This window comes from Mesorhizobium amorphae (assembly GCF_014843845.1).
Classification (GTDB): domain Bacteria; phylum Pseudomonadota; class Alphaproteobacteria; order Rhizobiales; family Rhizobiaceae; genus Mesorhizobium; species Mesorhizobium amorphae_A.
In genome coordinates this window covers 28,601-47,498 of the sequence record NZ_JHQS01000046.1, presented here as the reverse complement: position 1 = coordinate 47,498, position 18,898 = coordinate 28,601, and the positions used below count along the sequence as shown (strand labels likewise).

18 protein-coding genes are annotated in these 18,898 nt (G+C 64.6%); 13 read left to right on the top strand and 5 right to left on the bottom strand.

The features are described 5' to 3' along the window. Window positions 1-57: 57 nt before the first annotated feature. Window positions 58-1,239: a M24 family metallopeptidase gene (locus tag DH08_RS17855; protein WP_192180576.1), complete on the bottom strand. Its 1,182-nt coding sequence runs from the start codon at window positions 1,237-1,239 to the stop codon at window positions 58-60. A 383-nt stretch (window positions 1,240-1,622) separates the two neighbouring features. Here DH08_RS17855 and DH08_RS17850 point away from each other — a divergent pair, with 383 nt between their 5' ends. The 6 genes from DH08_RS17850 (at window position 1,623) to DH08_RS17825 (ending at window position 7,618) form a co-directional block, all read left to right on the top strand. Next, window positions 1,623-3,233, top strand: a complete 1,611-nt coding sequence (locus DH08_RS17850; protein ID WP_192180575.1) for an ABC transporter substrate-binding protein — start codon at window positions 1,623-1,625, stop codon at window positions 3,231-3,233. A gap of 264 nt (window positions 3,234-3,497) precedes the next feature. Continuing rightward, window positions 3,498-4,484, top strand: a complete 987-nt coding sequence (locus DH08_RS17845) for an ABC transporter permease (protein WP_192180574.1) — start codon at window positions 3,498-3,500, stop codon at window positions 4,482-4,484. Beyond that, complete coding sequence (locus DH08_RS17840) at window positions 4,481-5,311, top strand: ABC transporter permease subunit (RefSeq protein WP_192180573.1); 831 nt, start codon at window positions 4,481-4,483, stop codon at window positions 5,309-5,311. Before DH08_RS17845 ends, DH08_RS17840 begins: the two co-directional genes overlap by 4 nt. After that, a complete protein-coding gene (locus DH08_RS17835; protein WP_192180572.1) occupies window positions 5,308-6,333 on the top strand; it encodes an ABC transporter ATP-binding protein in 1,026 nt (341 codons plus the stop codon). The genes DH08_RS17840 and DH08_RS17835 overlap by 4 nt, the downstream gene beginning before the upstream one ends. Continuing rightward, a complete protein-coding gene (locus tag DH08_RS17830) occupies window positions 6,330-7,115 on the top strand; it encodes an ATP-binding cassette domain-containing protein (protein WP_192180571.1) in 786 nt (261 codons plus the stop codon). The genes DH08_RS17835 and DH08_RS17830 overlap by 4 nt, the downstream gene beginning before the upstream one ends. Further along, window positions 7,112-7,618 carry an L-2-amino-thiazoline-4-carboxylic acid hydrolase gene (locus DH08_RS17825; RefSeq protein WP_192180570.1) on the top strand — a complete coding sequence of 169 codons (507 nt, stop codon included), beginning with the start codon at window positions 7,112-7,114 and terminating at the stop codon, window positions 7,616-7,618. The genes DH08_RS17830 and DH08_RS17825 overlap by 4 nt, the downstream gene beginning before the upstream one ends. 55 nt (window positions 7,619-7,673) lie before the next feature. On the opposite strand, the gene DH08_RS17820 is transcribed toward DH08_RS17825, so the two are convergent. From DH08_RS17820 to DH08_RS17805, 4 genes are read right to left on the bottom strand one after another with little or no spacing between them, the layout of a single operon-like run. Further along, window positions 7,674-8,978, bottom strand: coding sequence for an NAD(P)/FAD-dependent oxidoreductase (locus tag DH08_RS17820; protein WP_192180569.1), 1,305 nt, complete (start codon window positions 8,976-8,978; stop codon window positions 7,674-7,676). Continuing rightward, on the bottom strand, window positions 8,978-10,363 hold the full coding sequence (locus DH08_RS17815) for a glutamine synthetase family protein (protein ID WP_192180568.1): 1,386 nt from the start codon (window positions 10,361-10,363) through the stop codon (window positions 8,978-8,980). The genes DH08_RS17820 and DH08_RS17815 overlap by 1 nt, the downstream gene beginning before the upstream one ends. 4 nt (window positions 10,364-10,367) lie before the next feature. Next, a complete protein-coding gene (locus DH08_RS17810) occupies window positions 10,368-11,651 on the bottom strand; it encodes a nucleotide disphospho-sugar-binding domain-containing protein (protein ID WP_192180567.1) in 1,284 nt (427 codons plus the stop codon). A gap of 11 nt (window positions 11,652-11,662) precedes the next feature. Further along, a complete protein-coding gene (locus DH08_RS17805; RefSeq protein WP_192180566.1) occupies window positions 11,663-12,601 on the bottom strand; it encodes a GntR family transcriptional regulator in 939 nt (312 codons plus the stop codon). A 226-nt stretch (window positions 12,602-12,827) separates the two neighbouring features. On the opposite strand from DH08_RS17805, the gene DH08_RS17800 reads away from it, so the two are divergent. The 7 genes from DH08_RS17800 (at window position 12,828) to DH08_RS17770 (ending at window position 18,891) form a co-directional block, all read left to right on the top strand. Then, a complete protein-coding gene (locus DH08_RS17800; RefSeq protein ID WP_192180565.1) occupies window positions 12,828-13,892 on the top strand; it encodes a polyamine ABC transporter substrate-binding protein in 1,065 nt (354 codons plus the stop codon). Between the two features lie 103 nt (window positions 13,893-13,995). Then, complete coding sequence (locus DH08_RS17795; protein ID WP_192180641.1) at window positions 13,996-14,838, top strand: ABC transporter permease; 843 nt, start codon at window positions 13,996-13,998, stop codon at window positions 14,836-14,838. 188 nt (window positions 14,839-15,026) lie between these two features. After that, window positions 15,027-15,818 (top strand): ABC transporter permease, encoded by a 792-nt coding sequence (locus DH08_RS17790; protein WP_192180564.1) that lies wholly within the window; start codon window positions 15,027-15,029, stop codon window positions 15,816-15,818. Continuing rightward, entirely contained in the window at window positions 15,815-16,888 is a 1,074-nt protein-coding gene (locus DH08_RS17785) for an ABC transporter ATP-binding protein (RefSeq protein ID WP_192180563.1), read from the top strand. Before DH08_RS17790 ends, DH08_RS17785 begins: the two co-directional genes overlap by 4 nt. Before the next feature lie 16 nt (window positions 16,889-16,904). After that, a complete protein-coding gene (locus DH08_RS17780) occupies window positions 16,905-18,179 on the top strand; it encodes a glycosyltransferase (RefSeq protein ID WP_192180562.1) in 1,275 nt (424 codons plus the stop codon). Further along, on the top strand, window positions 18,176-18,526 hold the full coding sequence (locus tag DH08_RS36900; protein ID WP_192180561.1) for a cupin domain-containing protein: 351 nt from the start codon (window positions 18,176-18,178) through the stop codon (window positions 18,524-18,526). Before DH08_RS17780 ends, DH08_RS36900 begins: the two co-directional genes overlap by 4 nt. Window positions 18,527-18,549: 23 nt before the next feature. Continuing rightward, a complete protein-coding gene (locus DH08_RS17770; RefSeq protein ID WP_192180560.1) occupies window positions 18,550-18,891 on the top strand; it encodes a cupin domain-containing protein in 342 nt (113 codons plus the stop codon). Window positions 18,892-18,898: the final 7 nt, after the last annotated feature.

The window sequence follows — 18,898 nt, the reverse complement described above, 5'->3', positions numbered from 1 at the left end:
CTATACGGGGAGAAGGTGCCGGCAGGCGGATGAGGGGCAGCGCCGGTCGTCCGTGATTCAAGCACCACCCCTGTTCCAGCCCCGACCCCGATCGCCGAACATCACGTAACCGCTGTCTGTCACCGTCAGCGTATCCTCCAGCTTGATGAACCCCCGTGTCGGATGAAGCATGGTCGTCTCGACCGACAGCACCATGTTCTTCTCCAGCGGCTTTGCGGCATAGGTGCCTTCATAGGTGACTGGATGATTGGTCATCAGGAACGGCGCCTCATGCGTGATAAGCCCCATGCCGTGCGCAAAGAAATCGGTATAGGGCGCAACCTTCGATGCCTTCAGCACGCCCTCCGCATGAGAAATCATGTCGCCGCCGAGCGTGCCGGCTCTGACCTTGGAGAAAGCCGCCTGCTGCACCGTCTCGACTTCGGCCAGCAGATCCTCCAGCTCGGCGTCCGGTTCGCCCAGAATGCCCATGCGGCAGAGGTCGCCGATATAGCCGTGATAATTGCCGCCGGAATCGATCGATAGCACCCCGCCCTTTTTCCACGCCTGCGGTGAGGAAGCCCGGTTGTGGCTGGAGCCGAGCGTCAGCAGGCAATATTCGAAATGCGCGCCGCGGTTGGTCTCCTCGCGCCGCAGTTGCTCGATGATCTCGGTCTTGGTCGTGCCCTCGCGCGCCCAGCCAATCGTTGCCAGCATGGAATCCGTGATCAGCTCGGAGGCGATGCGCAGCTTCTCCAGCTCCGCCTCCGTCTTGATGGCGCGCATGCGCTCCAGCATGTCGGTCGCGTCGACCAGCTTTGCATCCGGCAATGTTTTACGGATCAGCGTATAGGCATCCGACGGCAGGAAAGCTGGCTCGATGCCGATGCGCGCCCCTGCCTTACCAATCTTGTGCACATGCTCGACAGCCAGATTGGCGGCATCGAGCGTGCCCCAGCAGGCGGCATGCAGCGTCGGCGTCCAGAGCGGGTTGTTCTGGTGCTCGGCGCCCTCCATGCGGTTGCCGATATAGGCGGCATGGTCCGGCCCGCCCTTCTCGTAGACGACGATCGGCAGATAGCGGCTGTGGCCGATCGCATCCATGGCGGCGAAGAAGATGAACTTGTAGCCGCCGAGCAGGTACTGCGTGTTGTGCTTGGAGGTGGCGAGCAGCACGTCGATGCCGGCTTCTTCCATCAACCCATCGAGCCTCGCCTGGTCGAACGGAATGGTGCCGATCTTGCCCGGGGCGATGTTCATTGTTCTCTCCCTGAATGTGCCGGCCGGTCGGACCGGCTTGCCGGCTGCGCAGGTCGCTGATCGTCTGGCTGTCGGTCAAATCTGCACTATTATCGCCGCACTGGTCCAGCCAGAAATCGGGCTCCTTGCAGAAATGGTCATAGATTGCCATTCCAGAACGCCGTATGGCCAGTTCTGGTCTTACCAGATTGGCGAAACGGGACCGCCAGCGGATAAGTGGTCCAGCGGACGGAAATTTCAAAGCCACGCCAGAATGCGCCAATTCCCTCTCTGGCGAAACCCTCGGCAAGGGCCATAATCACCGCCGCAAAGATGCTCGCGGGCCCGTTGGCGTCGAAGGGATTGTCGCATCCGGAAGGGTGCGGAGAGGACGGAGGTCGATCATGTCAGGTTTCACCATTTCCAGGCGCACGATGCTTGCCGGTTCGGCGGCGCTGCTCGCCTCCACCGCGATGCCGGTGATCGGCTGGGCGCAGACGCCGAAGAAGGGTGGACGGCTGGTCGTCGCCGCCGATTCCGAGCCGCGCAACCTCAACCCGGCCATCGTTGCCTCCAACGGCGTCTTCTTCATTTCCAGCAAGGTCGTCGAGACGCTGGCCGAGGCCTCCTTCGACGGCAAGGATGGGCTGCAGCCGCGTCTGGCACTCAGCTGGGAAGGCGCTGCCGACGGCCTGTCGGTGACCTTCAAGCTGCGCGACGGTGTCATATGGCATGACGGCAAGCCCTTCACGTCGGCCGACGTCGCCTTTTCGGCGCTGCAGATCTGGAAGCCGCTGCAGAACCTCGGCCGCACCGTGTTCAAGGATCTCGCCGCCATCGACACGCCTGACGATCTCACCGCCGTGTTCAAATTCGCCAAGCCGACGCCGTTCCAGCTGATCCGCAACGCCCTGCCGGCGCTAAGCAGCGTGGTGCCGAAGCACGTCTACGAGACCGGCAAGATCGAGGAGAACCCGGCCAACAACGCGCCGGTCGGCACCGGCCCGTTCAAGTTCGCTGAGTACAAGGCCGGCCAGTACTACCGGCTGGCGAAGAACACCGATTATTGGGGCAAGGACGAGCCCTGGCTCGACGAGATCGTCTACCAGGTGCTGCCGGATCGCACCTCGGCGGCCGCCGCGCTCGAGGCGGAAGAAATCCAGCTCGCCGCTTTCTCCGCCGTGCCGCTGGCCGACCTCGACCGCATCTCCAAGGTGCCGGGCCTCAAGGTCATCACCAAGGGCTATGAGGGGCTGACCTACCAGCTCGTCGTCGAGATCAACCATCGCCGCAAGGAACTGGCCGATGTGAAAGTGCGCCAGGCGATCGCGCATGCAATCGACAAGGATTTCGTCGTCAAGACGGTGTTCCTCGGTTATGCTGCCACCGCCACCGGCCCGGTGCCGAAGAACGATCCGCAATTCTACACCGCCGACGTGCCGACCTATGCATTCGACGTCACCAAGGCCAATGCCTTGCTCGACGAGGCCGGCTACAAGAAAGGCCCCGACGGCAACCGCTTTTCGCTGAAACTTTTGCCGGCGCCCTATTTCAACGAGACCAAGCAGTTCGGCGACTATCTGCGCCAGGCGCTCGCCGCCGTCGGCATCGATGCCGAGTTGGTCAACAACGACTCGCCCGCGCACATCAAGGCCGTCTACACCGACCACGCCTTCGACCTTGCCGTCGGCCCGCCGGTGTTCCGCGGCGATCCGGCGATCTCGACCACCATCCTGGTGCAGAGCGGCATCCCGGACGGCGTACCGTTCTCCAACCAGGGCGGCTACAAGAACGAGGAACTGGACGCCCTCATCGCCAAGGCCTCCGAGACGCTCGATACAGCCGCGCGTACCGAACTCTACAAGGAGTTCCAGAAGAAGGTCGCTGCCGACCTGCCGCTGATCAACGTCGCCGAATGGAGTTTCATCAGCGTCGCACGCGATACGGTCGGGAATATAGCCAACAACCCGCGCTGGGCGGTGTCGAACTGGGCGGACACGTATTTGGAATCGTGACAGTATTCCGCGGATGAGAGTTCGCGGCGAAATCGTCGTAGACGTAGAGTTCTACGAGGCCCCCCTCTGTCCTACCGGACATCTCCCCCTCAAGGGGGGAGATTGGCTGGCCGCAACGTCGGCATATTTTCCTGCGACATTGAAGATTGGCGAAATCGCCAATGACTTCCAATCTCCCCCCTTGAGGGGGAGATGTCCGGCAGGACAGAGCGGGGTGTTCAAGCGCGACATTTCATTCTGTCGCCTCACCTACCCGAGGCCGCCATGACCCGCGCCCTCATCCTCCTGCGCCGCCGTCTCGTCGGCAGCATCTTCGTGCTGCTGATCGTCATCATCGGCACCTTTCTTCTTCTCGAAGCCGCACCCGGCGATGCGGTCGACGCCTATATCGTCTCGACCGGCGGCGATGCCGGCATGATCGAACTGCTGCGCCACCGCTGGGGCCTTGACCAGTCTGAACTGACGCGGCTCGCCAATTATCTCTGGGCGCTGCTCCATCTCGACCTCGGCCACTCCGTCACCTTCTCCAGGCCGATCCGCGAAATCATCCTCGAGCGCCTGCCGACAACGCTTATCCTGATGGGCAGCGCCACCGCGCTCTCCTTCGGCCTCGGCTCGGCACTTGGCATCTATGCCGGTGCAAAACCCGGCAGCTTTCGCGATCGTTTCCTGTCGATCGGCTCGCTGGCGCTCTATGCCGTGCCCGGCTTCTGGCTCGGCCTGGTGCTGATCGTGATCTTCGCCGTCGACCTGCGCTGGTTGCCGATCGGAGGCATCGAGAGCCTGGCGTCGGACAAGACCGGCCTTGCCCGCGCCGCCGACATCGCCACCCATCTCGTCCTGCCGGTGTCCGCCCTTGGCTTCATCTATCTCGCGCTTTACCTGCGCATGATGCGGGCCGGCATGGCCGAGGCATGGCGGCAGGATTTTGTCCTTGCCGCCCGCTCCAGGGGCCTGTCGCGCCGCCGCATCGTGCTCGCTCACGTCGCCCGCAACGCGCTGCTGCCTCTGGTCACTATGCTCGGTTTGCAGTCGGCGCAGATGCTCGGCGGCAGCGTCGTCATCGAAAGCGTCTTTGCCGTGCCAGGCCTCGGCCGACTGGCGCAGGAAGCCGTCGCTGGGCGCGACACGCCGCTGCTGCTCGGGATTATTCTCACCAGCGCAGTTCTCGTCATCGTCATCAACCTTCTCGTCGACGTCGCCTACGCCTTCCTCGATCCGCGCGTCGGCGCCAGTGAGGCTGGCGCGTGAGCGTGCTCCGGCGTTTCCTTCGCACGCCCGAGGCGATCGCCGGCGCGATCATCCTGGCGGCGCTGTTTGCCATGGCGCTCTCGGCTTCGCTGCTTTTTCCCGGTGATCCGCAAGCCATTGCCGGGCCGGCGCTGCTGCCGCCTTTCCAGGACTGGTCGCTGCCGCTCGGCACCGACCGGCTCGGCCGCGACGTACTGGCCGAACTGTTCCACGGCTCGCGTACCTCGCTGGCGGTCGGATTGGCTGCGGCCACTGCGGCGCTTGTCATAGGTGCGATCGTCGGCACGCTGGCCGGCTTCGCCGGCGGCCTCGTCGACGAAGTGCTGATGCGCATCACCGACGCTTTCCAGACCGTGCCGGGCTTCCTGCTGGCCCTGGCTTTCGTCAGCGTCGTCGGGCCATCGCTCGGCGTCGTCGTCATGGCCATCGCGCTCGGCGCCTGGACCGGGCCGGCGCGGGTGGCGCGCGCCGAGGTGCTGTCCATTCGCGAGCGCGACTATGTCGCCGGCGCCCGCGTCATCGGCATGCATCCCCTTGAGATCGCCTTTCGCGAGGTGCTGCCCAATGCTCTGCCGCCGGTGCTGGCGCTGTCGTCGGTGATCGTCGCCGCCGCCATTCTCACCGAGGCAGCCCTCTCGTTTCTCGGGCTCGGCGACCCCAACCGCGTCACCTGGGGCGGCATGATCGCCGAAGGCCGCACAGTGCTGCGCACCGCGCCCTTCCTGTCGATCATCCCGGGCGTGGCACTGGTGCTGACTGTGCTCGGCGTCTATCTCGCCGGTGAAGGTGTCGTCGAGACGACGGCGGTACGCAGGAGCCTGTCATGACGGCGCTGCTCTCGATCCGCGATCTGACGGTGGCTTATCGCCGCGACGGGCGCGAGGTGGCGGCGCTGAAGAATATCAACCTCGACATCGCAGAGGGTGAGCGGCTCGCGATCATCGGCGAGAGTGGTTCGGGCAAGAGCACGCTGGCACTGGCGATTGCCGGGCTGCTGCCGGCTTCCGCCAGAATTGGCGGTCGCATCGATTGGTTCTTGCGGCAGCCATTAACGTTGGGCGCCAAGGCACCCCCCTCTGTCCTGCCGGACATCTCCCCCGCAAGGGGGGAGATTGGCAGCTTCACCGCCGGCCCTTTTCCTCCAACTCTGGCGATTGGCGAAAGTGGAAATGAGAGCGCAATCTCCCCCCTTGCGGGGGAGATGTCCGGCAGGACAGAGGGGGGTGTGACAGAACGCCGACCTAGGTCCGAAACCGTCACTACCGAACCTAAATTCGCCCCCCTCGGCGGCCGCGACATCGGCTTCGTCTTCCAGGATCCATCGGCCAGCCTCGATCCCGTCATGCCAGTCGGCAAGCAGATCGCCGAAGTCGCACGCACGCATCTCGGCCTCGCCTGGCCTCAGGCTTATGCCAAGGCAGGGAACCTGCTCGAACGCGTCCGCCTGCCAGACCCCGACACCGCCCTCCGCGCCTTTCCGCACCAGCTCTCCGGCGGCCAGAAGCAGCGTGTGGCGATCGCCGCCGCCATCGCCGCCGGACCTAAATTGCTGATCGCCGACGAGGCGACCAGCGCGCTGGACACCATCGTGCAGGCCGAGATCGTGTCCCTCATCCGGAAACTGGTGGCTGAGGACGGCATGACGCTGCTGTTCATCAGCCACGATATCGCGCTGGCCGCCGAACTTGCCGACCGCATCGCAGTGTTCCGCCACGGCGAACTGGTCGAGATTGGCGCGACAGAGCAAATCATCGATGCCCCGCGCCACGCCTACACACGCGCGCTGCTCGACGCCCACATCGGCCTCGACGTCGAGCCGATGTTGCGGCGCGCCGGAGCATCGGCATGAGCAGTCCGCTGTTGACCGTCTCCTGCCTCGCCAAACGATACCATCGCGGCGGCAAGACCATCGCCGCCGTCGAAGACGTCTCCTTCGTGATCGAACCCGGAGAGACGCTGGCGCTGGCCGGGCCATCCGGTAGCGGCAAGTCGACGATCGCGCGGCTGGTGCTCAGGCTGATTGAACCGGATGCTGGTCGTATCCAGTTCGAAGGTGATGACTTCTTTGCGCTGAGCGGCTCTGCCTTGCGCGCCCGGCGCGCCCGCCTGCAGATGGTGTTCCAGGATCCGCTCGCCGCCTTCAATCCGCGCGCCACGGTGGCGCGCGTGCTCGACGATGCCTTGCGCATCCACGGCATCGCATCGCGCACCGAGCGCCCGCGCCGTATCGCCGCCCTGCTCGAGCGCGTCGGCCTGAATGCCGATCTTGCGCCCCGCGCCATCCACGAAATCTCCGGCGGCCAGCGCCAGCGCGTCGCCATTGGTCGCGCCATCGCCACAAACCCATCGCTGATCGTCCTCGACGAAGCGGTGTCGGCGCTCGACGTTTCCGTGCGCGGCGACATCCTCAATTTGCTGCTCGACCTGCAGGCCAAGGAACGGATCGCCTATCTGTTCATTTCGCACGATCTCGGCGTCGTCAGGGCCATCGCCCATCGCGTCGTCATCCTCGATGCCGGGCGGATCGCCGAGAGCGGCGATGCCCGCGCCGTCATCGGCGCGCCCCAATCCGCAATCGGCAAGGCGCTGGTGACCGCGACGCCGAAACTACACAGGACCACAGCATCATGACCGACCCCGCAGCCAGAGCCGAAAACCTGTCACGTGAACTCGATTTCGCCTTTCGCAATCGGGCCGATCTCTATCGCCTGTTCCTCGACGAACTGACGGCTGAACTGGGAGCAGAGCGCGCCGAGGCGATCATGATCCGCACCATCGAGCAGCGCGGCCGGGAGGTTGCCGCGGCAGCCTTTGCCGATTTCGGCCCCAACGACGCGCCGGCGATCGGCGAAGCCTTCCTGGCCATCAGCCCGGATGGCGGCCGCATGTATCCGACCGATGTCGAACGCAGTGAACATCGCATTGCCTTCAAGGTGAAGCGCTGCCCGCTGAAGGACGCCTGGGTCGAGGCCGGCGTCGGCGAGGAAAAACTCGCCACGCTCTGCCGCATCGCCGGCGCCTTCGACCGCGGCCTGTTCGAGGCGACCGGCGTGCGCTTCGACAACGTCACATGGACGCCGGGCCACGGCTCCGGCTGCTGCCACATCGCCCTGACGAACCGGGATGCTGCCTAGCGCGATATTATCTGTGGCCAGCGCAGCGTCTGCCGCGCTGGCCCGCATGAAGGGTTCAATGCTTGATACGGTCACGCATCGCGTACCAGAGCATGCCCAGCACGTAGAGCGGACCGCGCAGTGCCGTGCCGCCTGGAAATGGCATCGGCGTCAGCGTCGAGAACAGGTCGAGCCGCGAAGCATCGCCGGTGATCGCTTCGGCCAAGAGCTTGCCCGAAAGCGTCGACAGGATCACGCCCTTGCCCGAATAGCCATGCGCGAAATAGACCTCGCCATAATGCCCAACATGCGGTAACCGCGACGTCGTCACCGATACCAGCCCGCCCCAGGCATGATCGATACGGCAGCCCTTCAGTTGCGGGAAAGTGGCTTCCATATGCGGCCGCACGAAGCCGGCAATGTCGGCCGGCGGCGATGGCGTGTAGCGCTCGCCGCCGCCGAACAGCAGCCGTCCATCCGCCGACATCCGGTAGTAGTTGACGACGAAGCGGGTGTCGGACACGGCGACATTGGCCGGGATGACATTGCGCTTGTCCTCCAGCGGCTCGGTGGCGACGATGTAGTTGCCAACCGGCATGATGCGGCTGTTGACGCGTGGCTCGAGCCCATGCAGCAGCGCATCGCCGGCCAGCACGACATGTTTTGCACGGACCGAACCCTTGGCCGTCGAGACTCGTATCGAAGGCTCGCGGTCCAGCCGAACGGCCACCGAATTCTCGTGGATGGTGACGCCGGCCGCGACCGCGGCTCGGGCGAGGCCGAGCGTGTAGTTGAGCGGATGCATGTGGCCGCCAAGCGGCTCGTACATTGCGCCATGATAGGGCGTGTCGACCTTGCCGCGCGCCTCTGCCGCCGACAGAATCTCCACGTCACGAAACTTCATCATGCCGGCCAGACACTCGGCCTCTTCCTCGAGGTCCTTGAGATCAGAGCCGTTCACTGCGCCGACCAGATGGCCGGTCAGCCGGAGATCGCAGGCGATGGCATGGCGCTCGATGATGTCGAGCACCAGCCCCCGCGCTTCAAAGGCGAGATCGAACAGCGCTTTCGCCCGCTCCGGTCCGAAAGCCTTGACCAGCCCCTTGGCGCCTTTGCGCAGGCCGGGGATCATCTGGCCGCCATTGCGCCCCGATGCGCCCCAGCCGATCTTGCCGCCTTCGAGCAATACGACTTTCAGGCCGCGCTCTGCCGCGTGAAGCGCCGCCGACAGGCCGGTGCAGCCGCCGCCGACGACCACCAGGTCCGCCTCAACGCCGCCTTGCAGCGCCGGATGATCCGGCGACGGGTTGGCGGTGGCGACATAGTAGGATTTGCCGATATCCAAACCGGAATTGAAACCCTCGGAATTGAATTCCATCATTACACCTTGAGCAGCAGGTGGTCGCGTTCCCAGCTCGTCACGACGCTCTGGAACAGATCGAGTTCGACGCTCTTGACGCGCAGATAGGACTGGAAGAAGTCCTCGCCGAGCAGCGCCCGCACCGGCTCGCAGGCGGCGAACCGGTCGAGCGCTTCCTCCATGGTTTTCGGCAGCGTGCTCTTGATCTTGTAGGCATTGCCCGACGCCTCGGCCGAACGCGCGATCTTCTCCTCGACGCCGAGATAGCCTGCCAGCAGCGAGCCGGCGATCGCCAGATAGGGATTGGCATCTGCACCGGGCAGCCGGTTTTCTATGCGCCGCGCAGAACGCCCACCGGCCGGCACGCGCAAACCACAGGAGCGGTTGTCGTGCGACCATTCGATGTTGGCCGGCGCGCTGTGGTTCGGCCGGATACGCCGGTACGAATTCACGTTGGGCGCAAACAGCGGCATGATTTCGGGGACATATTTCTGCAGCCCGCCGATGAAATGGCCGAACATAGCCGTGTCGGCATCGTCGCTGCCGGCAAACAACGTATTGCCGGCCTCGTCGATGACCGACATGTGCAGATGCATCGAGCTGCCGGCCTGTGCGGCGATCGGCTTGGCCATGAAGGTGGCATGCATGCCGCATTGCTGCGCCGCCTGACGCGTCAACCGCTTGAACAGCAGCACCTTGTCGGCCAGCGGCAGCGCATCGCCATGCAGGAAGTTGATCTCGAGCTGGGCGGTGCCGGATTCATGGATCAGCGTGTCGAGCGGCAAGCCGGCCGCCGCGGCGTAATCGTAGATGCGCCGGATCACCGGCTCGAATTCTTCGAGTGCCGCCATGTCATAGGGATGCTGCACGGTCTCGGCGCGGCCATTGCCGCCGACAGGTGCGGTCAGCGGCCGGTCGGGATCCGGGTTGGGCGCGGCGAGATAGAATTCGAGCTCCGGCGCCACCACCGCCCGCCAGCCGCGCTGGCGATAGAGATCGAGTACGGCCCGCAAGACATGACGCGGCGAGGCCATCCAGGGACGGTCGTCCATATGGAACGTATCGGCAAACACATGCGCCTTGCCTGCGCCGGCACCGGGCGCCAGGCAGAGCGTGGAAACATCCGGCACCATCCGCATGTCCGGGTCCTGATAAGCAAAACCCTCGTCGATCGAGCCGGAATAGCGGCCGTCTATGCTGACCAGGAAGGCGCTGCTCGGCAGATAGAGCGCACGATCTTCCAGCGCCTTTAGGAATTTCGTTGCCGGCAAGGCCTTGCCGCGCAGCACGCCGTTCAAGTCGGGCACCAGGCACTCGACTTCGCTGATCGCGTGCTGGGCCAGCCAGCTTTTCGGGTCGTTGGTGCCGCTCAAAGGCGACGTGATGGTTGAGTGATTGTCAGGCATTGGTTCATGTCCGTACGAGAGAGAGAATGGCTTCGGCGGCCACGTCCGTTCCGGGTTTCAGCGCCATTTGCACTGCATTTTCCTTCAGGCGCGCGCGCATTGCATCATCGGCCAGCAGACCGAGTATGGCTCTCTCCAATACTCCTTCGGTCCAGCCGTCACGGCCGATATGATCGCCGACACCGGTCTCGCCGGCGCGTTGCGCATTGTCGTGCCCATCCCAGCAATAGGGCATGATCAGCGACGGCACGCCGAAGCGCAGCGCCTCGCAAAAGCTGTTGTTACCGCCATGGTGGATGAAGAGGTCCGACTTCGCCACCACCGATGGCTGCGGGAACCAGGCGTCGAGATAGACATTGTCGGGCACCGCGCGATAGGCGTCGCGCAGGCCGCCGACATTGACGATGAAGCGCGCCGGCAACCTGTCGAACACCGCAAGCATGCGCTGAATCAGCCCGACATCCATGGCGCCGAGGCTGCCGAAGCTGACATAGACCAGCGGCCCGCCATTGCGCGGAAAGACGGGCACTTCGAATGGCCCTTCCGAGCGCACGCAGCCTTCGAGATAGATGAAGCGCTCGCGATCGAGCGGCGTGGCCCGCTCACGGCGCACGATGGTCGGCGTCAACAGCAAATTGAGGTCGGGCGATGCCTCCAGGAACAGGCCCTTCGGCAGTGGCGTCAGGCCTGCATCGGCGCGCAGCCGGTTGAACCGCTCATGCGCCGGCGCAACGGCCGAGAGGTAGCGCGCCTCGAAGGCAGCGCGGCCTGGATCGCCGGCGCCAAGGCCGGACAGATAAGGCGGCACGTCCGCGTCGGGTAGCTCTGTCTCGGCGCAGGAAACGACGCGCACCCAGGGGCAGCCGGCGCCGGCAAGGGCTGGAAACATGATGACATTGTCGAGCACGACGGCGTCCGGCTTCAGCCGCGCCAGCAATTGCCGCAGCGGCGCTTCGGCATTGACCGCGGTGTCGACGATCGCCTGCCATGTCGGGGCGACATAGGTTTCGAGCTGGTCGATCGGGCTCAGCCGGAAATGCGGCAGATGCCGGCGCACGAAAGCCTGCCAGTAGCTCAGCCGCTCGCTGTCGCTCAGCGGATCGTCGGTCGGCAGCTGGTATTCCTGAAAACCGTAGTCGGCGAACACACCGGAAAATCCGGCATGACAAATGAACACCGGCCGGGCGCCACGGGCGCGCAGCGCCTGCGCGATGCCGACGCAATTCAGCGCCGCGCCGAAGCTTGCTTCGGGAAACAGCGCGATGGTCGGGCTGGCTTTGCGCGTCAAAATGGCCCTCTTCAATCCGGCCGGCTGATCATGCCGAACAAAGCGGGCGCACCGCGACTCGCCGCCTGCGGCCGCTGGCTGCGCGAGAGTCTCAGATGCACGCGCAGCAGGTCGGCGGCAACCTCATACTGACGGCTTTCCAGATGGTCGAGTATGGTGAGGTGCTCGCGCAGCGACTGCTTCAGCCGGAAGACGTTGACGCCGGTATAGGTTCCCGGCAGCCGGCGCAGCCTGAGGTGGTCGGACAGCGCATCGGCAACGAAGCGGTTGGCGGAACCATCGGCGATCGTGCCGTGGAATTCGATGTCCAGCCGCTGGAACTCCCTCGTGTCGAACGCTGCGTCGGGCAATGCCGCGAGCGTCTCCATGCCCTGGCGCAGCAAGGCCGCGCGCGTGCCGTCCAGCCGGAAGCCCGCCGCCAGGATGGCCGCGGGCTCGAGCAGCAGGCGGAACTCGTAACTCTCGCCTTGTGCCTCCGGATCGTCAGGCGCGCGGCGAAACAGCCAGGATTGGCCCGGCGCGCGGTCGACAAGATTCTCCTCGGTCAGTCTCTGGAGCGCTTTTAGTACCGTCTTGCGTTCCGCATCGTACCGCCGCATCAAACCGACGACGGTCACCGTCTGGTCCAGCCGCCGCGCCGAGCGGTCGCGCAGGATCGCCTCGGCCAGCTCATCCTCAGCCGTGACAGGCAATTCCGCGGCAACGGCGGCTTGCGCGGTGAGGTCGGCAACCAGACGATAGCCGGTAGCGGCCTCCCATTGCACCACACCCTGTTCGGTGAGCAGGCGCAGCGCCGCCCGCACCGGCGTGCGCGAAACGTTGCACAGCGACGCAATCTGCTGCTCTGGCAGATGCGCGCCTGGGGCAAAGCCGCGCTGCCGGGCGACATCCAGAATGCGCTGGGCAAGGTCGAGATGGTTGGTGCGAGGTCGCCGGGCTGCCGCTTGCATGACTAATCTCGTGAACGGACGTGATCGCCATGGTTGGCCGATCGCGGGCGCAATCGGCCAGATTCCATGGCGGCCTGTCAAATTATGGATTGACGTACTTTTTTCTGCAATAGTACTGTCACTGCAATCGGCGAGAAAAAGACCGGGGAACAGGATCGAGCCTGCGGCAGAACCGCGAACGCCGATCCCAAAACGAATTCGACGTCAACCGGAATGGGAGTCTGTCATGACCGTCACCGCTTTGCGGCACCGTTCGCTCACAATGTCTTCAATCGCGCTTGGCCTTGCGCTGGCGCTCTCGGCGCCGGCCGCCGCTGCCGACCTCGTCATCTCCAACTGGGACGGCTACATGGCGCCCGATGCCATGGCCGCCTTCAAGACCGCGACCGGCGTTTCCGGCGAGGTCGTGGTGCATGCCACCAATGAAGAGATCATGGGCAAGCTCGTCGCCTCCGGCGGCAAGGGCTATGACGTGGTCTTCGTCTCCTCGCCCTTCGCCGAGGTGCTGAACAAGCTCGGCCTGACCGAGCCGATCGACCACGCCAAGGTCCCCAACCTCGCCAATCTCTATCCGGAAGCGACCAAGCTGCCGCACGATGTCGGCAACGCCTTCTCCGTGCCCTACACCTGGGGCACCACCGGTCTCTGCTACCGCTCGGATCTGGTGAAGACAGCGCCGACCAGCTGGAGCGATCTGCTTAGCCCCTCCGACGAGCTCAAGGGCAAGACCACCATGCTGGCGACCGACCGCTGGCTGCTCGCCGCTGGCCAGCTCGACAAGGGTTATTCGGTCAACGAGACCGATCCGGCCAAGATGGCTGAGGTGAAGGACCTGCTGATCTCGGCCAAGAAGACCTTGCTCGCCTATGACGACACCACCTTCTACTCCAAGCTGGTGTCGGGCGAGGCGCTGCTGGTGCAGGCCTGGGATGGCTGGTGCAATTACGGCATCGCCGAAAAGCCCGAGATCAAATACGTCATCCCGAAGGAGGGTTCGGACCTGTGGGTCGACACGATGGTGGTGATGAAGGCGTCCGCCAACAAGGACGCCGCCTTCCAGTTCATCAACTTCATGCTCGACGCCAAGAACCACGCCTGGGCGGCGCAGAACATCGACTACAAGGTGCCGAACAAGCCGGCGATGGAAAGCCTGCCGGCCGACTTCCTGGCCAAGTTCCCCAACATGGCGATGCCGGTGGCCGACCTCGTCAAGTTCGAGCAGCTGCGTGACGTCGGCGATGCCCAGCGTGACTATTCGAAGATCGTCAGCGAGATCAAGGCCGCGCAGTAAGCGGCATCAAACCAGAGAGCACGGCCGACGGCGGACATCCGCCGTTGGCCGCCGAATGCGGTTCGCAATCGTGTCCCCAACCAGACTTCGCTCCTCCTTGCTGATGGCGCCGGCGCTGGCCTGGCTGACCGCCCTGATGGTGGTGCCATGCGCGCTGGTGCTGGCGCTCGCCTTCTTTCGGCGCGGCATCTATGGCGGCATCGAATACACCTTCACGCTGGAGAATTTCGGGCTGGTCTTCGACCCGCTCTATGCCGGCATCTTCCTCAACTCGGCGCGCATCGCCGGCACCGCGACGCTGATCGCGGTCGTCACCGGCTATGCCGCCGCCTATGCCATATCGGCCGCACCCCGCCGCTTGCAGCCGGTATTCCTGTTCTTCGCCGTGCTGCCGTTCTGGTCGAACTATCTGATCCGCACCTATGCCTGGATCGTGCTGCTCAATCGCGAAGGGCTGATCACCCAGCTGCTGCGCTGGTTCGGCTACACCGGCGAGACGCCGTCGATGCTCTACACTGAGGGCGCCGTCATTGCCGGCCTGGTCTACAACTATCTGCCCTTCGTCATCCTCGCCTGCTACGCGCCGCTGTCGCGCCTCAACCCGGAGCTCGCCGAAGCCTCGCGAGACCTCGGCGCGTCGGCCCTCACGACATTTCGGCGGGTTATCCTGCCACTGACGGTGCCGGGCATCGCCGCCGGCGCCGTCTTCGTCTTCGTGCTGTCGATCGGCAATTTCGTCACCCCGGCGCTGCTCGGCGGCGGCCGCTTCCAGATGATCGGCAATCTCGTCTACGACCAGTTCCTGACCGCCAACGACTGGCCCTTCGGCGCCGCACTGGCGATGGCGCTGATTGCCATCATGCTGCTGGTGCTGATGACGCAGGCGCTGCTTGCCGACCGCGCCGCCGGCCGCGCGGCTGAAGCCAAAGGCGACGCCGATGGCTGAGCGGTCCCTCCTTCCCTTCTCCCCGTTCACGGGGAGAAGGTGCCCCGAAGGGGCGGATGAGGGCGGGCCGGGCGCAAGCTCCTGCAACGTCGGGCGCTGCCCCTCATCTGCCTGCCGGCATCTTCTCCCCGTAAACGGGGAGAAGGACGCTGGCCGCCCGCCTGCCTCCAAACCATCGGAGAGCAGCCATGAATTCATCGCCTGCCCGCACCCTCGGCATGCGGACGATCCTCGTTCTCGTCTTCGCTTTCCTCTACATCCCGATCGCCGTGCTGGTCGCGCTTTCCTTCAACGCAGGCGGACTGCCGACGGCCTGGTCGGGCTTTTCGCTGAAATGGTATGCCTCGCTCGCCGGCAATGCGGCGATCCTGCAGGCTGCCCTCAACACGCTGATCGTGGCGCTGGTCTCGACCGCGATCGCCACTTTGCTCGGCACGCTGCTGGCGATCGGCGTCGAGATGCGCCGGCAGTATGGCAAGGGACTCGAGGCGCTGATCTTCGCACCGATGATCATCCCCGACATCGTGCTGGCCATCGCGCTGCTCTCGTTCTTTTCGATGCTCAACCTCACCATGGGCCTGCACACCATCATCCTTGCACATGTCGTGTTCAATCTGGCCTTCGTCTGCTCGGTGGTGCGCGCGCGGCTGAAGAGTTTCGACTGGTCGATCGTCGAGGCCTCAGCCGACCTCGGCGCTTCCGCCATCACCACTTTCCGGCGGGTGACATTACCGGTCATCCTGCCGGCGGTGATCGCCGGCGCGCTGCTTGCCTTCACGCTGTCGGTCGACGAGTTCATCATCGCCTTCTTCACCGCCGGCGCCGGGCGCGCCTCGACCACATTGCCGATGCAGATCTACGCGATGATCCGTTTCGGCATCACGCCGGAGATCAACGCTCTGGCGACCATCGTCATGGCGGTCAGCGTCACCGCGCTGACCCTGTCGCAGCGGCTCAATCGCGGGGTCATCGGCCAATGAGCGAACCCCGCACCCTGCTGGCGATCGATTGTGTGTCGAAGAATTTCGGCCGGGTGACGGCCGTCGACGGCATTTCGCTCGACATCCGCGAGAACGAATTCTTCGCTCTGCTCGGACCCTCGGGCTGCGGCAAGACCACGCTGCTGCGCATGCTGGCCGGCTTCGAGACGCCCAATGACGGGCGCATACTGCTCGACGGCCGCGACATCGCTCGGATCCCGCCCAACAAGCGGCCGGTCAATCTGATGTTCCAGTCCTATGCGCTGTTCCCGCATATGAGTGTCAGGGCCAATGTCTCCTACGGCCTGGAGATGGAGCGTTTGCCGGCAAAAGAAATCCGCTCCCGCGTCGACGCCATACTGGCGACGACCGAGCTGGTTCGCTTCGCCGACCGCAAGCCGGAACAATTGTCGGGCGGCCAGAAGCAGCGCGTCGCGCTCGCCCGCGCGCTGGTCAAGCGGCCGCGTCTGCTGCTGCTCGACGAACCGCTCGGCGCGCTCGACAAGAAGTTGCGCGGCGCCATGCAGCTGGAATTGAAGCGGCTGCAGCACGAGGTCGGCATCACCTTCGTCATCGTCACCCATGACCAGGAGGAATCGCTGGTCATGGCCGACCGCATGGCGGTGCTCAAGGATGGCCGGCTGCTGCAATGCGACACGCCACACGCGGTCTACGAACATCCGGCCGACCGCTTCGTCGCCGATTTCATCGGCGTGATGAATTTCGTGCCCGGCAAGGCCGCCGCCAATGGCGTTGTGGCCGCGAACGGCGCACGGATCGCCGGCAAGGTTCCCGCCGCGCTTTCGCCTGGTGCATCCGCAGTCGCTTCGGTGCGGCCCGAACGCATCCGGCTGTTCCCGTCAGTGGAGACCGCCAACCGGACTACCGGCACCGTCGAGGCGCTCGCCTATCAGGGGCTCGACCTGCAGCTGCATATCCGCACGCCCCTGTCGCCAAAACCGTTCCTGGTGCGTGTCACCGCCGATGCCGCCGACCGCCGGCCGGTGTCGGCTGGCGACACGGTCGAACTCGGCTGGGACGCCGCCGACGTCAGAATTTTCGCAGAGTGATTGAAGGAGAAGCTTGATGGCGCAGAAGACGATCGCGTTTTTCCCCGAGGCGGCCTTTGGCCCGGCGCTCAATTCCGTCGGCATCGCGCAGGCGGTCGAAGCACGCGGCCACAAGGCGGTGTTCCTGTCCGATCCCGGCTTCGTCGACGTCTACAAAGGCTACGGTTTCGAGGCGCATCCGGTGAACCTGTCGGAGCCGATGCCGCCGGAGCAGATGGCCAAGTTCTGGGAGGATTTCATCAACGGCCACATCCCGAACTTCCGCAAGTCGCCCTACGACCAGGTCGACAACTATGTGAAGGATTGCTGGACGGCGATCGTCGACAGCGCCAAATGGGCGCAGAAGGACCTGCCGAGCGTTCTCTCGACCATCAAGCCGGACGTGATCTGCGTCGACAACGTCATCCTGTTCCCGGCGATAAAGCAGTACGGCAAGCCGTGGGTGCGCGTCATTTCCTGCTCGGAAAACGAGATCGAGGACGAGGACATCCCACCGCACCTCTCCGGCTGCGGCGAGAACGACCATGCCGGGCACCAACGCTATCGCGATCATTTCAACGCGGTGATCAAGCCGATCCATGACGACTTCAACGCCTTCCTCGCCGCCAACAATGAGGCGTCCTATCCAATCGGCCAGTTCTTCGAGGCCTCGCCTTATCTCAACCTGCTGCTTTATCCCGAAGCGGCGAAATTCAAGCGCCGGCATCCGCTCGACCCGGCAAAATTCCAGTACCTTGAAGGCTGCGTGCGGCAGGAAAAGCCCTACACGGTGCCAACCTTCGCCAAGAACAACGACGGGCCGCTGCTCTACGTCTCCTTCGGCAGCCTCGGCGCCGGCGATGTCGATCTCTTGAAGCGCATCATCGCGGCGCTGGGCAAGACGCGCTATCGCGCACTGGTCAATGTCGGCGGCTACAAGGACCAGTACACGGACGTGCCCGGCAACGTCATCGTCGAGAGCTGGTTCCCGCAACCATCGGTGATACCGCAGGTCGATGCCGTGATCCACCATGGCGGCAACAACTCGTTCACCGAGTGCCTCTATTTCGGCGAGCCGGCCATCATCATGCCCTATGTCTGGGACGGCCACGACAACGCCACCCGCGTCGGCGAGATCGGCTGCGGCTTCGGCATGCCGCGCTACGACTGGAGCGATGCCGAGCTGATCGCGAAGATCGAGACCTGCCTGACCGATCCGGCGATGAAGGCCAAGCTGGCGAAGACCTCAGCGCAGATGCAGTCGCAGAACGGCCCGGAGAAGGCGGCTGGGCTGCTGGAGAAGCTGCTGTGATCTCCTCAGCGCCGCATCTCCATCAGGCCTCGACCCGCACCGACCTCGTCGACTGGGGCGCTCAGCCCGACGCCCTAGACGGCGCGTCGCACTCCACCGGCAGGCTGGTGCACAAGGGGCCGAACAACCAGCCGGAAGCCGGCATCTGGATTTGCACGCCAGGCCGCTGGCGGCTGGCGATCCCGCGCGATGAACTGTGCCATTTCGTTGCCGGCCGTGCCACCTACAGGTCGGATGTCGGTGAAGTGATAGAAGTCTCCGCGGGAACCGTGGTCATGTTCCCTGCCGGCTGGACAGGCGAATGCACCGTGCATGAGGCCATGCGTAACGTCTACATGCTGGCCTGAACAGCAACGGAGAGCATCACGACATGTCGACACCGCATTGGCCGAACGCCGCCTCGGTAGCGCTGGACGACTGGGGCGCAAGCGCATCGCCAATCGCCGGCTCGCCGCGCGCCGCGGGCAAGATCCTGTTCCAACACCCGGATGGGTCGAGCGAATGCGGCCTGTGGTCATGCACGCCCGGCACGCGTCACATCACCTTCGCTGCCGATGAGTTCTGCCATTTCCTGTCCGGGCGCGGCAGCTACATCCACGAGAACGGCGAGCGGATCCCGGTCGAGGCCGGGACGCTGGTGTTCTTCCCCGCCGGCTGGACCGGCACCTCCGAAATAACCGAAACGCTGACCAAGGCCTTCATGTGCCGCTGAGCGCATC